Source organism: uncultured Roseibium sp., from assembly GCF_947494555.1.
Classification (GTDB): domain Bacteria; phylum Pseudomonadota; class Alphaproteobacteria; order Rhizobiales; family Stappiaceae; genus Roseibium.
In genome coordinates this window covers 1-12,953 of the sequence record NZ_CANLVF010000011.1, presented here as the reverse complement: position 1 = coordinate 12,953, position 12,953 = coordinate 1, and the positions used below count along the sequence as shown (strand labels likewise).

The following is a 12,953-nucleotide window of genomic DNA, read 5'->3' as shown; positions in this document are numbered from 1 at the left end:
GCATAGCGACCTATCGTAAAGATTTGGATTAAGCCGGCAGGTGCTCACAGGGATGTGCCGCTGCGACGGCCGGAGGGCAGAATGAAATCGGGTCGACATCGCACAGCACGGATATTGGCAGCCACCATGCTAGTGATGTGCACGGTTTTATTTGCAGCGTCTTCGGCCACCAACAGCAGCTTGTCGCTTCCGTCAGTTTCCTATGGACAAGTCTACGTCGAGAACATTCCGCAGCGTGTTGTGCCGCTGGTTGTCCAGAGTATTCGCGTTGAAGCTCCGGCCGACAAAACGATCAGCAATGGACTTCAAAAAGATGATTGGCTGCTGGAGCCGTCTTCCGAATTTTCAAAACTCCACACGGGTCGGACCTTGGGTCGCCTTGATCCACCGCACAGCGAATGGATTGATGCTGCGTCGGCGGGTTTTGTTGCCACTGTTGTCAGCCTGTCCATTATGTTCAGCGCAGGTGTCCGGATAAACTGGGCCTGACCTTCGCCTGACAATGTGGCTCTAAAGCAAGGCGATCAGGTGTTTAAGCTCTGGTTGATGAATGAGGTTTGCAGCTTCCGCCGCATCGGTCCACTGGCGCTCCCTGTGGCTCTCCTCCCATTCATTGTGGGCTAGGACACGGCTCACTTCCATGGCATAGACCTCAACATTGCAGGTCGCGCCCCACTTCTCATAAGCGTATGAACCAAGGGGCTTCTCGAGGACCAAACCCTCTACGCCGGCTTCTTCACGTGCTTCGATCAATGCCGACCTGGCCGGGCCGAGACCGGGTTCGACGATCCCTTTCGGCACGACCCAGTGGCGCCCGCTGCTGGATCTGACGATCAGTATTTCAGTGTCCCTTGCGGTCCGGCGGAACGGAATGACGGCTGACTGCGTATAGTAGTAGGCGGGGCGCGGCCGCAGTTCGTGTCCGTTCGGCGAAGGAAAGGGAAAGAGGTCGGGTAGTTCCCGCGGATCGATACGGTGCTTTAGGCTTGCCTTTCCGTTTTCAAAGGAAAGGACAAACAAGGCTCCCGATCGGGTCTCAATCTGTACTCCGAGTTGACTGGCGAGCGACTGGACGGTCTTGGACGGGGCAACAAGCAACACTCTCTTTGCTTTGGGTAAGATCGGTAAGGTCCCATCCGTCAGCGGATCGGATGTGTCAATGTCCTGAGCGGTCCACCCGCCAGCCTTAAGAGCTTTTTCGGCGGTTACCAGTGATCTTTTGCCGGAAGCTGACAGCACTCTTTCCGGTTCGAGACTGTGCCGGCCCATCCAGGCACCGACTTTCTGTGCACGGCGCTTGCCTTTGGAGCGAAGAGGCCGCTCTAGCACCGGTCCCGTCCACGACCGGTCGGCTGCACCCGCACACAAAATCAAGAGTTCCATGAGGCCTCCCAAAAGGCTCGTTTTCATATCGAGCCCTAAAAGGGTTCGAATAAACCATATGTCCTCGGCAGGCGCGTGTCATGGCTGCCAGCCGGCAGCCACTTAAAAAAAATGACGCTTCATGTCCACCGCGTCTCGTCCCGTTCGTCATGTCAATGAAGGCGCCGTTGCCTTTCAGTCATTTGAAGGAGAAAGACATGACGATTTGGACGATAGTTGCCGGTAGCGTCGGCGTGGTTGCACTCTTGGGGGCGGGGACGTTCCTGTTGCCGAAGACAGTGCATGTGCAACGGCAAGCGACGCTCTCGGCGGCGCCTGAAACAATCCTTGCGCTCGCCGCATCCAGCGAAGGCTACCAGGCATTCAATCCTTACCGGACCTCGGATCCGGATCTGAAAATTACACCCTTCGGTCCGGTTTCAGGCGTCGGCGCCGGATTTCGCTTTGACGGCAAGGAAGGCAAAGGAAGTCAGACTGTCGCGTCGGTGACAGCAGATAGTGTCCGCTACGATATCGATCTTGGTGCCATGGGCCGTCCGGTTCAGACAATTTCAACGGCATCGACGCCGGAAGGCACACAGGTGGTTTGGTCAATGGACATGGATCTTGGCTTCAACCCCGTCGCCCGCGTCTTTGGTCTTTTCATGGACGGCATGGTGGGTAAGACTTTCGAGCAAGGTCTCGATAATCTTGCCGCTGCCACCTGAACAGCTTTTTGAAAACGAAGGACTATTCCAAATGCGTTACACATTCCTGCTTTATACGGATCCGGCCGATCTGGCCGATATGACCGCCGAAGACTGGGCGGCTGAAAAAGAAGTTTATGGCGCCTATATCGGCGCGCTGCAAAAGGCCGGCGTTTTTGTCGATACCGATTGGCTGCAACCCGTGGAGACTGCGACCACCCTGTCACTGAAGGGGGGCACGAAGCAGGTTCAGGATGGCCCGTTCGCCGACACCAAGGAAACCCTGGGTGGGTATTTCGTCATTGATGTGCCGGATCTCGATGCCGCCATGGCATGGGCCGAAAAGTGCCCGGCAGCCAAAACCGGAAAAGTCGAGATTCGCACCTCGGCAATGGGGGCTGAATGATCGACCCTGCTCGCGCGGCCGAAATGGCTGCGCGAGACTCCTATGGACGGCTTCTGGCTTTCTTGTCTTCTAGAACACACGATATTGCTTTGGCCGAGGACATGCTCGTGGATGCCTTCGTGAAGGCGCTGACACACTGGCAGGAACATGGCATCCCGGACAATCCGGATGCCTGGTTGCTGACTACGGCGCGAAACAGGCTCACCGACCGGCAACGCCATCAGGCCCGGTTTCCTACTGACAGCGAGATACCTGACATGACCACAGGTGAAGCTTTTGAAGAGCGCGTTCCGGATAAACGTCTGTCGCTCATGATGGTGTGCGCTCACCCGGCGATCGCGGCGGACCTGCATGTCCCGCTGATGCTGCAAACCGTTCTTGGTCTGGAGGCAAAAACCATTGCCGGGCTGTTTCTGGTTTCACCCGCGGCCCTTGCAAAGCGTCTTGTGCGCGCGAAAGCCAAAATCCGCGATGCGGGGATACCGTTTGAGCTGCCCGACGCGGACAGACTGCCGGAAAGGAGTGCAAAGCTGCTGGAAGCGCTTTACGCGCTGCATGCGCATGACTGGTTGGAGCCGGAAGACACTCTGGGAGATGAAGCCTTTTACCTTGCCGAACTGCTCAGCCGGCTGATGACGGATAATGCCGAGGTGCTTGGTCTTGCAGCCTTGATTGCCTTCAGTCATGCCAGGACGCGTGCGCGGATAAAGGAAGGTGTCCTGGTGCCGACCGACGAACAGGACACGCGGCTTTGGGACGATTATCTGATCAGATACGGCAAACGGCAACTTAGTCGTGCCTATTCGAAATCGACTATCGGCCGGTACCAGATCGAGGCGGCAATTGAGTCGATCCATATCTTGCGCAAGGAGACCGGCCGGACTGACTGGGAAGCGTTGAACAAACTCTATTTTGCGCTTTTGAATCTCGCACCATCTGCCGGCGCGCTGGTTGCGCAGGCGGTTGTCACCGCACGGCTCCATGGACCGCAAGAGGGTCTGGCATCGCTTGCAGCCGCGGAAGAACAGATTGGCTCCGGGTTCCAGCCGCTTTGGGCAGCAAGGGCGGATATGCACGCTCGAACGGGAAACGCCGCTGACGCAAAAAAAAGCTACGAAAAAGCGATCTCGCTTGCGACAAATACGCCGACAATCAAACTGCTGACGAAAAAACTGGCACTTGTACAGCCACACTAACGGCCTTTATTGCGCGCGCAGTCCCTTGGTTGGTCCCGAGGTGTCTGGGGTTCTGAGCCTTTAGGGTCATGGGCAGGCTAGTGGCGTTCAGACAGCCTTTGTGATGGCCGCCGACATGGCCGCTGCAAGGTTTGCCGGGGCATCGGGATGGATGACGATGGATCGTCTGGAGGCCGGGAGGGTAGGGAGGCCATCTGCCTCGTCAAGCACCTTCATGCCTTTTTCCAGATTGCTTTCAAACAGTACCCCCACCACCAGTCCTGCGCGGATTCCGGCCTTCAGACTCATTGTGCCGGTGCATTTGTAGGCGACATAAAAGGAGCGTCCCGCTTCCTGAAGCATCAATTGAGGCATCCGGCCCATCCAGCAGCCGTGGTCGATCACCCCCAGGGGGATTGGCTGATTGTCATCCGGTACGAACGCATCGCTCGCAGCCCAAACCGTTTTCTGTTCCAGAAACACCTGCCCCTCGTTGTTGTTCGGTCCGGAAAGGACGGCGACGTCGAGAGAATGGGCTTCAAGCGCTTCGGGAAACTTCGCCGTGCAGCCTGATTGCGCCAGGACTTCTACGCCGGGATGGGTTCTGGCGAACTCCGCGAGGGCTTGCTCGAGCAGGCCTTCATCGAAATCGTCCGGAATGCCGACCCTGATTTTCCCTCTCAAAGGCTCATTGAAGAGGGATTTGACCGTTGCCAGTTCCGCAATTGCCTTCCTGGCGACCGGCAGGAGCTTTTCACCGTGAGGTGTCAGTGTCATTCCCCGGCCTTCGCGAATGAACAGGGTGTGTCCGAGCTCCGCCTCCAGGCGGCGCAACTGGACACTGATGGCCGATTGGCTTCGGTTGAGGCGCTTGGAGGCAAGTGTCAGGTTCTGGTGCGCGGCGATTTCCACAAAGGTGCGCAACAGGTTGCCGTCAGAGAGTATGCGTTCGGTTTTGTGCATGGCTCCGTTTAAATCATTTCATTTTAATAATTGCAAATCAGGCCCTAACTCCGGCAAGGCATCAGTTAAACGCCAAGCGAAGCAGCAAATACGAGAGGAATTCCGATGGCAACTTCGGACAGGGACCAGATCATCGCAACCGTTGGCAACTACACGGACGGGCTCCGCGAGGGAGACAGCGCAAAAGTAGCCAGTGCGTTTTATTCAAGCGTCAATCTGTCGTCGGTGGATGCTGAAGGAAATCTCGTCTTGACGCCGCGAAGCGCATTGGAGGCACTTGTTGCAAGCGGTTCATTGCCACCCAACAGCTGCGAAATAGAGCATATTGAGATCAACAACGATATGGCGCTGGTGAAGGTGAAAATTGACCTGCCCAGCCTGAACTACTTTGACCTTCTGACATTGCTGCGTCTCAATGTCGGCTGGAAAATCGTGAGTAAAACATACACGACCGTGATGAAGTGATTGGTTCGCTGCGTGCATCACACCCCATTTCGTCGCGGTTCCGGAGATATTGTTGATGTCGGAAAGTCGGCCGTCCTGGCTTCTGTTCGCGCCAGTCACGTTTCTGGTCCTGTGGTCGTCTGGCTATGTCGCCGCAAAATTCGGGCTCGGCTATATCGAGCCCATGACGTTTCTGACGTTGCGTTTCGGATGTGTCGTGCTTGCAATGGCGTTTTTTGCGCTCATTCTGAAGCCGCCATTACCGGCCAACGCAACGGAATGGGCGCATCTGGCAATTGTCGGTTTCTTCCTGCAGGCCATGTATTTCGGGATGTGCTACATGTCGTTCAATGCAGGGCTCAAGGTCGGTTCGCTCGCCCTTGTTCTGGCTCTGCAGCCGATCGTCGTCGGCCTGATTGCGCCCCGCTGGACTGGCGAAACTGTTGGCGTCCGGCAATGGATCGGGCTGGTCCTCGGATTGGCAGGTGCCGTCATCGTCATTTGGGCAGGTGCAGCCGTTGCACCGCCTACCTGGGAAGGCCTGGCTTTTGCTTGCCTGGCGCTTTGCGGGATAACCTGCGGTTCGCTGTGGGAAAAGAGGTTCGGCGTCAGCCATCATCCGGTAACGGCAAACCTTGTCGGCTTTGCAGCGGGTTTAATGGGCGTTGCGCCATTCATGTTTCTTTTCGAGCAGATGCACGTCGTCTGGTCTTGGCAGCTCCTCGCCTCTCTTGCCTATCTGGTGGTTGGAAGTTCACTGATCGCGATAAGTCTGCTGCTTGCCATGATCCGTGCGGGAGAAGTGGCAAAGGTGTCGGCTCTCTTTTTTCTTGTGCCACCACTTGCCGCGATATTGGCCTGGCTTGTTTTAGGCGAGACGGTGCCGTTCATTGCCTGGCCCGGAATGATTGTTGCCGGTGTTGGTGTATGGATGGCAAGACAATCGACACCCGGTCGCAAGCCCGCACGAACGGTTTGAACCGCAGGTGACAACTTTCATTTTGGTATCCGACCGGAGGAAGCGATGACGGGAACGCAACAGGATGGTCAACCGGGCCGAAGCCGGTCTGCCTTGATATCTGCAGAGGAATTGAAGTCGATGTTGAACGTCGACAAGGTGAAGATTTTCGATGTTCGCGGAACCTGGGCAACCCCGGCTCGTGGTCTCAGGGAAGACTACGAAGCTGCCCACATCCCGGGTGCGTTGTATCTGGATTGGACCAGGCACTTTCTGGAACCCGGTGTCGATCTGGGCCTGGCATCGATATGCAGCGAAGACCAGGCATGGGCGCACTTCAGTCAACTTGGGATCGACGAAGGCGACCAGATAGTTCTTTATGACGACTATTCGCACATGCTGGCCGGCCGCATCTGGCTTGCCATGCGATACTTCGGTTTCAAGGACGTGCGCATTCTGAACGGCGGCTGGCACCACTGGAGCAAGTCTGGCCTTCCGGTGTCGAGTGAAGTTTCGACTGCCGGAAAGGGATCCTACACGCCGAAGATACAAAAGGGACTGAAGGTCGATATCGAAGACTTTCTGGAAAGACAATCAGAGGCCTGCGTCATCGATGCGCGCAGTTTCGTCAATTTCGCCGGCCGGCCTGAGGATCCTCGTACCGGACACATCCCCGGATCGCTCAATATTCCTTACCGTGCGCTGCTTGATGGCGACACAGGGCTGTTTTTGAGCGCCGATGAGGTTTCAAGTGTGCTGGACGAAAGGGCACCTTCCTGGCGCACGAAACCGGTTATCGCAACCTGCGGGTCAGGCTATGCGGCGACCGTTCTCTTTGTCGCCTTGCACGATCTGGGACGTGAGGCAGTTGTCTTCGACGGTTCTTTCGCCATCTGGAAACAGGACGAAAAGCGGCCGGTTTCCCAGGTTCTCCAAAGCGGATCGTAACGAGGTTTCTTCATGCAGGCCTTCAGCCGTTTTCACTATTCCACGGCCGGGTTTGACCATCCACCCGGTTTGAAGGGCGTTTGAAGCGCGTGCTCAACCAGGGGAAGGTGGTCTTGCCCGTAGAACGGATCACCATCGACAATGTAGGTCGGTGAGCCGAAGATACCGTTGGTGAGTGCCCAATCCGTGTTCTTTCGGAAAATGTTCTGTATCGACTCGGAAGAGGCCTCTTCAAGAAGCCTGTCGGCATCAAGGCCGATGGCAGTTGCGATACCATGCAATGTGGACGAGTTGGACAGATCGGCATCGTCACGCCAATGCGCTTCCAGCAATGCATGCGCCATCTTGTCGGTCTCGGGACCGCTCTCGCCGCACGCGATGATCATGCCGGAAGCAATGCTGTAGTCCGCATCGTGTGTGCTGGGCCGCCTGCTGATGATCGGGACAGAGCGGTATTCCGCCCAACGCTCGATTTCCCGGCCGAAAAAATAGTCGACATGCTGCTGTGTCCGCTTGCGAAATGGCTTGCCGCGTTGCGCTTCGACGACGGGCGACAGCAGGATTGGCCGGTGGACAAGCCTGGCACCATGGTCCTTGCAAATTCGCATGAGTTCCGCAGAGCCGAGATAGGCGTAGGCGGAATGCGCGGAATAGACATATTCGATAACGGGCATGCGGTTCCTTCAGTTTCGTCTGGCTGGGGCAGATTTTGTCGTCGGTCGGTTTTCGCGGATCAAGGGTTCAACGCTCGACCCTGGCAAGGGCCAGACCGACGCCGGCACCGACAAAAAAGACGCCGGTCAGCTTGTGCCGTAGCCGTCCGAGCTTCATGACTGCCGGCCTGGATACGTTGGCCAGTGCGACCCACAACATGTCGCCGACAAAGACGATCGACAGATAGATTGCAGCCGCAAGCGCCACACCTGCCACCGTTGGACTGCTGCCTGTGAACTGGGGAATGAAGGCCGCGATGAAAATCAGCGTCTTCGGATTGGCAATGGCAAGCAGCAGACCTTGCAGAAACAGGCGTTTCATCGATCCACCTGTGGCACGGGGCTGATCAAGTTCGTCCAGGCCCTGCCGCCACGCATTGATGCCCAGGTAGATCAGATACAAAACGCCGGCCCATTTCAGCCAGACGAGTGCGCTTGCCGCGACCTGGAGAAGCGTCGAAAGCCCGAGCACCACGATGACCAACTGGATGCCGACACCGATCGTGGTGCCAACCACGGTGGCGCAGCCGTAACGGGCGCCGTGGGCCAGCGTATTTGCGATAAACAGGGCCACATTCGGTCCGGGGATGGCAACGAGCGCCGCAGTCGCGGTTGCCAGAAGAAATGCTGACGTGAGATCCATGACGTATCTCTAACAGAAGCGGACGGCCACGCAAATGACGCTCCTGCCGGGTGCCGCGGTTCAAAGCGGGTTCGAAGGTTTCGGTTCCCGGCCGTGTGAGTAAAAGCCGATGTGATGATTGCGTGCGCCGATGCCTCGAACGGACAATCAGAACGCTTGCGGCTAAGCGCCAATGGCTTGCGTCGGCGCGCTCAGGTCGCGAGGCACCTCTCCTTTGAACGGGTTGTCGACCCGAGGCCAGAAGGGGACCTGCCTCTTTGACAACCTCAACGTCTTGAAGTCCGGCGAAGTCCCGCCAGGCGTTGCCACCTGGATGATCCGTGAGGCAATTTTTTCGAACGGCGCATAGAAGTGAAACAGGGACTTCACCACGATTGTCGATTTCGTCGCCAGCTCAATCCCGAGCTGTTCGAACGCTTCGGGGTGATAGACCTGGGTCCTGAGGTCATTGATCAGAATGTCGACTTCATCTCCTGTCCGGAGCCAGACCAGAGTGCCAAGCGGTTCAAGCCCTTTGCCCAGGTGCTGTCCAATGCCGGTCCGAATGTTCATCACCCGAACATCCAGGTCGACCGGTGTGCCGGACTCCAGACTGGTTTTTCCGCCCAACCTCAAGCGAATTGAAGCGCCACACCCTGCATCTTCACAGATGCGGGCCGCGCCCGGATCCCAGTATATGCCCGTCGCAACATTAGTAAGGGGCCGCCGAAGCAACGCGTGGAGCATGAAGGTTGAATCGCCCGGTGCGCCGCCACCCGAATTGTCACCCATATCGGCTAGAACGACCGGGCCGTCACCGGAGTTAGCAGCTTCTTCCACCGCGTCATACAGGGTCGAATACGTGCTTGTGACTTCGTGTCGGAGGTCGAAGAAACGGCGTCCGAGTGTTTCTGCCGTATGAAGGGCAAGCGCGGGATTGTTGTCTGTGACCACAAGCGTTTTTGCGCCGACATCTGCAACATCGGCCCAGGGAAAACCGTGGGCGAGAGAGACCGACAGGATATCAGGGCGCGTCTCAAGTTCGCGCATGTAACCGACAAAGTCCCGCATCTTTCCGGTCTTTGTCAGATAGAGATTGACCATGCGGCAATCGAATGCGCGCATGAAGGGGCGGATGTCCCCCCGAACCGTCCTATGCGCCAGTTCGAAAAGCTCCTCTGCGCGGTCAGACGCATCGTCATGCGGGTATTCCTTGAAGCAGACGATCAGGTCGCAATTCTGCATCATCTCCTGAGTCAGGTGGCAGTGCTGGTCCAACGCCGTTCCAACAACGGCGTCGGGGCAGATGGCTCTGATCCGTTTCAGAAGGTCACCTTCACAATCGTCGATACCCTCTGCCACCATGGCGCCATGGAGCTGTAGAAGCACGATGTCGACACCGCCTGTCTTGCGCAGATCGGACAGAATATCCTCACGAAAGGCCTCGTAGCATGCGCTCGTTGTCGGCCCGGCAGGTTCGGATATTGCTGCAAGGCTTTCGATCACGTCCCACCCGAGATGCTCCGCACGGGCGCGCCACACATGCAGCGCCTCCGTCATCAGGTTGGGCGGCTCCTGCGTCGCGGTTCCGTGACGCAGAAAATACTCTTTGAAGCCCGACATGCCCGTGGGCATTGTTGAAAATGTATTTGTCTCGGTGGACAGCGTCGCGATGAACAGTCGCATGGTCGTCAGGGTCGCTTTTGTCATTTGCGTCGGGGTGCCGGAAACGCTCACAAAACGGCGTCACCGCATCGGCAGAAGTGGCCCGACGCGGTGTGTGATCGCCCTCGCTTGCTTTGCGCGCGCCAACGGCAAATCTAGCTCTCTTTCCACCAGCGTTGCATGAAGCTGCTGCCATCGAGATCAAGATTGGACCCCATGACCTCAGGCGTTCCGACCGAAGGTCTCGTTGCGAAAACGTAGGATGCGAACATTGGAATGGCGACGCCGCCCTCGTTGGACACGATGTCCTGCATTTCGCCGTACATTCCGCGGCGCTTTTCCCGATCCAGTTCCGCGCGCGCCTCGACCAGCAGGCCGTCGAATTTCTCGTGCGACCAGAGGGATTCGTTCCACGACACGCCCGACTTGAAGGCAAGCGAGAACATCAGGTCTTCCACCGGGCGTCCGGCCCAGTAACTCGCGCACCAGGGTTTCTTGAGCCAGACGTCTGACCAATAGCCGTCATTGGGTTCGCGCACGACCTTGACATTGATACCGCACTTGGCCGCCGAGTTCTGGATCAGAAGCGCTGCATCGATAGCCCCGGGGAAGGCGGCGTCGGATGCCGAAAGTTCCACATCTAGGCTGTCAAGCCCGGCTTGCTTGAGGAAGAATTTCGCCTTGTCTGGGTCCAGTGTCTTTTGTTCCAGATCCGCGTTGAAATACGTCTGGCCGGAGCCGATCGGGTGATCGTTTCCGACCGAGCCGTAGCCGAAGAGGATCTTCTCGACCAGCTCCTCGCGGTCGATGGCCCATTTGATCGCCTGGCGGATGTTGTTGTCGTTGAACGGCGCGCGGTCAGTAAGCATTGGGAAGCTGTAGTGCTGCGTTCCGGCGACCGAGTGAACGTTCAGATTTGGGTTCCCGGCAAGGCGTCCGGCCGTTTTGACGTCGATCTTGTCGGCGACGTCCACATCCCCGGTAAGGGCGGCGGTCATGCGGGCATTGGTGTCGAGAAGCACCAGCAGACGCCATTCGTCGACATGGCCTGCCGCGTCGGTCCAATAGTTAGCGTGCCGCGAAAGCTTCGCCGCAACACCGGGGTCGAACTCATCAAGACGATAGGCACCCGCGCCGACGCCCGATTGCCAATCCATCTTTCCATCGGCCGCCGGCATGATCGCGATGTGATAGTCGCTCAGCGCGGCCGGAAAATCCGCGTTGCCTGCCTCCAGCTCGAACACCACTGCATCGCTGCCGTCGACGCGAATGTCCTTGATGCCGGCCATGAGCGGTGCGGCGGCAGACGTTGTCTTGTCGCCGCGATGGTGGTTCACGGAGGCAACAACGTCGTCCGCTGTGATCGTTTTCCCGTTGTGGAATTCGGCCCCCTGCCGAAGCTTGAACCGCCAAACCGCAGCATCGCCGGAGACTTCCCAGCTTTCTGCAAGGGATGGCTGAACAGTGTTGTTCGCATCGATTTCCGTCAGATACCCGTTCATTGCAAGCCCGAGCGGAATAAGGAAGCCGGCTGCCAGCAATCCGGGATCCAGCGTGTCGCTGGTCGCGCCATGTCCGAGACCCGCCGTCAGAGCACCGCCCTTCTTTGGTGTTGCCGCCTCGACCCGGTCAGCCCAGGTGCTTGCCGCAGCAACAGTCAGCCCGGTGGCGAGAACACCCCGCATGAATTGACGCCGGTCTATGCTGCGTGACATGAGCCGGTGTTCCATCACGCGCAAATAGGTCTGCTTGTCCATTGCGATCCTCCGATTGATGATCAGCCTTCTAGCTGGCCCGACAATCGGCATCTTGCTTACGGCCTACAATTGCGCATTTGTATGCATTCATAAGCGAGTATAAGCTTTCTTAGGGATGCATGTGCCGAACTGGGTGACAATGATGACCGACGACTTGAGGGCGAACCTGCGGTTCCTATGTGCGGAAAGACAATCCACGGCGCAGGTATGCCGCGACATTGGCATCAATCAGCAGCAGTTCAGCAAATACCTCTCGGGGCGCTCGAACCCGTCAGCGAACAATCTGCGCCGGATAGCCAGATATTTTGGTGTCGAGGACACGGAATTGCTCGGGGCGCATGCGCAACTGGTGCGGTCCTATCGTGCAAAGACCGCCACCTTGCGCGAGCACCGCCAGGACCCTTTGGCCAACGTCTTTCCAGGAGACCTGGCGCAGCTGCGGCCTTTTCTCGGCGCGTATCAGGTCTATTTCCAGGCGCCGGTCGATCCGAACGGTTTTGTGGTGAACTCCGTGTTTCTCGACGAGCGCAACGGTGTTGTCTACAGCCGGTTGATCGAAGCACTGACCGACACCACGCTCAAGCGACGGCGATGGACCAGGTGTGATGGCAAGGTGTCTTACCAGAATGGCAGGCTGTTCGTTGTCGACAGCGAGCGCAAGAATGAAAACGCACTCAGCATGCACATCCTGACCCCGCCTCCAAGACAGAAGCGGCATTATCTCTTTGGCACGATGTGTTTCATGGCGTCGATGCCGAGACGAATGCCTTACGCATCCAAAGTGGTCTGGCGAAAGTTCGAGGCCTACCGGTCTGTGAAGGATCTGTTCAAAAGCTGCGGTGTCTACAGCGCCGAAAACCTGCGGCTCGATCCGGTGATCCGAAGATATCTGGCTGGAGACTTCAGCGAGGAAAGCGTCCGCTTGTAACTGTCTGAGCTTGTTTCCACAGAGGATCAGCGTCCGTGCCGCTTGGACGCTCAAGCCATCCGCTCTGCCGTGGGGGGCTAACATAGGCGTGCTGGGTGTAGGGTGAGATGCAAAAAGGGCGGCCTGAGGGCCGCCCTTTCCATAAAGCAGTTGAGCTTTGGACTTCTTAGAAGCCCATGCCACCCCCAGTGCCGCACAGCGGCATGAAGCCAAGATGGTGGGTGGCGCGAGATGCAAAAAGGGCGGCCTGAGGGCCGCCCTTTCCATAAAGCAGTTGAGCTTTGGACTTCTTAGAAGCCCATGCC

At 57.6% G+C, this 12,953-nt stretch carries 14 protein-coding genes; 8 read left to right on the top strand and 6 right to left on the bottom strand.

Annotation, left to right across the window (positions count from 1 at the left end; all coding sequences use genetic code 11):
- Nucleotides 1-81 precede the first annotated feature (81 nt).
- Nucleotides 82-489, top strand: a complete 408-nt coding sequence (locus Q0915_RS31460) for a hypothetical protein (protein ID WP_299484303.1) — start codon at nt 82-84, stop codon at nt 487-489.
- A gap of 21 nt (nt 490-510) precedes the next feature.
- Here Q0915_RS31460 and Q0915_RS31455 read toward each other — a convergent pair whose 3' ends face one another.
- Complete coding sequence (locus tag Q0915_RS31455; RefSeq protein WP_299484302.1) at nt 511-1,383, bottom strand: NUDIX domain-containing protein; 873 nt, start codon at nt 1,381-1,383, stop codon at nt 511-513.
- Nucleotides 1,384-1,580: 197 nt separating this feature from the next.
- Here Q0915_RS31455 and Q0915_RS31450 point away from each other — a divergent pair, with 197 nt between their 5' ends.
- From Q0915_RS31450 to Q0915_RS31440, 3 genes are read left to right on the top strand one after another with little or no spacing between them, the layout of a single operon-like run.
- A complete protein-coding gene (locus Q0915_RS31450; RefSeq protein WP_299484301.1) occupies nt 1,581-2,090 on the top strand; it encodes an SRPBCC family protein in 510 nt (169 codons plus the stop codon).
- A 31-nt stretch (nt 2,091-2,121) separates the two neighbouring features.
- Nucleotides 2,122-2,475, top strand: coding sequence for a YciI family protein (locus Q0915_RS31445; RefSeq protein ID WP_299484300.1), 354 nt, complete (start codon nt 2,122-2,124; stop codon nt 2,473-2,475).
- Nucleotides 2,472-3,671: a DUF6596 domain-containing protein gene (locus Q0915_RS31440; RefSeq protein ID WP_299484299.1), complete on the top strand. Its 1,200-nt coding sequence runs from the start codon at nt 2,472-2,474 to the stop codon at nt 3,669-3,671. The genes Q0915_RS31445 and Q0915_RS31440 overlap by 4 nt, the downstream gene beginning before the upstream one ends.
- Nucleotides 3,672-3,758: 87 nt before the next feature.
- On the opposite strand, the gene Q0915_RS31435 is transcribed toward Q0915_RS31440, so the two are convergent.
- Nucleotides 3,759-4,613, bottom strand: a complete 855-nt coding sequence (locus tag Q0915_RS31435) for a LysR family transcriptional regulator (protein WP_299484298.1) — start codon at nt 4,611-4,613, stop codon at nt 3,759-3,761.
- A gap of 105 nt (nt 4,614-4,718) precedes the next feature.
- Between Q0915_RS31435 and Q0915_RS31430 the strand changes: the two genes are divergently transcribed.
- Genes Q0915_RS31430 through Q0915_RS31420 form a run of 3 tightly spaced genes read left to right on the top strand, consistent with a single transcriptional unit; the run spans nt 4,719 to nt 6,963 of the window.
- Nucleotides 4,719-5,078, top strand: coding sequence for a nuclear transport factor 2 family protein (locus tag Q0915_RS31430; RefSeq protein WP_299484297.1), 360 nt, complete (start codon nt 4,719-4,721; stop codon nt 5,076-5,078).
- A gap of 55 nt (nt 5,079-5,133) precedes the next feature.
- Complete coding sequence (locus Q0915_RS31425) at nt 5,134-6,036, top strand: DMT family transporter (RefSeq protein WP_299484296.1); 903 nt, start codon at nt 5,134-5,136, stop codon at nt 6,034-6,036.
- A 45-nt stretch (nt 6,037-6,081) separates the two neighbouring features.
- The gene (locus Q0915_RS31420; RefSeq protein WP_299484295.1) at nt 6,082-6,963 is read left to right on the top strand and encodes a rhodanese-like domain-containing protein; all 882 of its coding nucleotides are present in this window, start codon (nt 6,082-6,084) and stop codon (nt 6,961-6,963) included.
- Nucleotides 6,964-6,998: 35 nt separating this feature from the next.
- On the opposite strand, the gene Q0915_RS31415 is transcribed toward Q0915_RS31420, so the two are convergent.
- From Q0915_RS31415 to Q0915_RS31400, 4 genes are all read right to left on the bottom strand, one after another.
- Nucleotides 6,999-7,637, bottom strand: a complete 639-nt coding sequence (locus Q0915_RS31415) for a 2-hydroxychromene-2-carboxylate isomerase (RefSeq protein ID WP_299484294.1) — start codon at nt 7,635-7,637, stop codon at nt 6,999-7,001.
- Nucleotides 7,638-7,704: 67 nt separating this feature from the next.
- Nucleotides 7,705-8,319 (bottom strand): LysE family translocator, encoded by a 615-nt coding sequence (locus Q0915_RS31410; protein WP_299484293.1) that lies wholly within the window; start codon nt 8,317-8,319, stop codon nt 7,705-7,707.
- Nucleotides 8,320-8,481: 162 nt separating this feature from the next.
- Complete coding sequence (locus Q0915_RS31405; RefSeq protein WP_299484292.1) at nt 8,482-10,008, bottom strand: M81 family metallopeptidase; 1,527 nt, start codon at nt 10,006-10,008, stop codon at nt 8,482-8,484.
- Between the two features lie 110 nt (nt 10,009-10,118).
- Complete coding sequence (locus Q0915_RS31400) at nt 10,119-11,720, bottom strand: ABC transporter substrate-binding protein (RefSeq protein WP_299484291.1); 1,602 nt, start codon at nt 11,718-11,720, stop codon at nt 10,119-10,121.
- Between the two features lie 142 nt (nt 11,721-11,862).
- Between Q0915_RS31400 and Q0915_RS31395 the strand changes: the two genes are divergently transcribed.
- Complete coding sequence (locus Q0915_RS31395) at nt 11,863-12,648, top strand: helix-turn-helix transcriptional regulator (RefSeq protein WP_299484290.1); 786 nt, start codon at nt 11,863-11,865, stop codon at nt 12,646-12,648.
- Nucleotides 12,649-12,953: the final 305 nt, after the last annotated feature.

What these genes read in the sequence shown, in the direction of transcription:
- Q0915_RS31460 (WP_299484303.1), top strand. Translation starts at nt 82, where the DNA reads ATGAAATCGGGTCGACATCGCACAGCACGGATATTGGCAGCCACCATG.
- Q0915_RS31455 (WP_299484302.1), bottom strand. Translation starts at nt 1,383, where the DNA reads ATGGAACTCTTGATTTTGTGTGCGGGTGCAGCCGACCGGTCGTGGACG.
- Q0915_RS31450 (WP_299484301.1), top strand. Translation starts at nt 1,581, where the DNA reads ATGACGATTTGGACGATAGTTGCCGGTAGCGTCGGCGTGGTTGCACTC.
- Q0915_RS31445 (WP_299484300.1), top strand. Translation starts at nt 2,122, where the DNA reads ATGCGTTACACATTCCTGCTTTATACGGATCCGGCCGATCTGGCCGAT.
- Q0915_RS31440 (WP_299484299.1), top strand. Translation starts at nt 2,472, where the DNA reads ATGATCGACCCTGCTCGCGCGGCCGAAATGGCTGCGCGAGACTCCTAT.
- Q0915_RS31435 (WP_299484298.1), bottom strand. Translation starts at nt 4,613, where the DNA reads ATGCACAAAACCGAACGCATACTCTCTGACGGCAACCTGTTGCGCACC.
- Q0915_RS31430 (WP_299484297.1), top strand. Translation starts at nt 4,719, where the DNA reads ATGGCAACTTCGGACAGGGACCAGATCATCGCAACCGTTGGCAACTAC.
- Q0915_RS31425 (WP_299484296.1), top strand. Translation starts at nt 5,134, where the DNA reads ATGTCGGAAAGTCGGCCGTCCTGGCTTCTGTTCGCGCCAGTCACGTTT.
- Q0915_RS31420 (WP_299484295.1), top strand. Translation starts at nt 6,082, where the DNA reads ATGACGGGAACGCAACAGGATGGTCAACCGGGCCGAAGCCGGTCTGCC.
- Q0915_RS31415 (WP_299484294.1), bottom strand. Translation starts at nt 7,637, where the DNA reads ATGCCCGTTATCGAATATGTCTATTCCGCGCATTCCGCCTACGCCTAT.
- Q0915_RS31410 (WP_299484293.1), bottom strand. Translation starts at nt 8,319, where the DNA reads ATGGATCTCACGTCAGCATTTCTTCTGGCAACCGCGACTGCGGCGCTC.
- Q0915_RS31405 (WP_299484292.1), bottom strand. Translation starts at nt 10,008, where the DNA reads ATGACAAAAGCGACCCTGACGACCATGCGACTGTTCATCGCGACGCTG.
- Q0915_RS31400 (WP_299484291.1), bottom strand. Translation starts at nt 11,720, where the DNA reads ATGGACAAGCAGACCTATTTGCGCGTGATGGAACACCGGCTCATGTCA.
- Q0915_RS31395 (WP_299484290.1), top strand. Translation starts at nt 11,863, where the DNA reads ATGACCGACGACTTGAGGGCGAACCTGCGGTTCCTATGTGCGGAAAGA.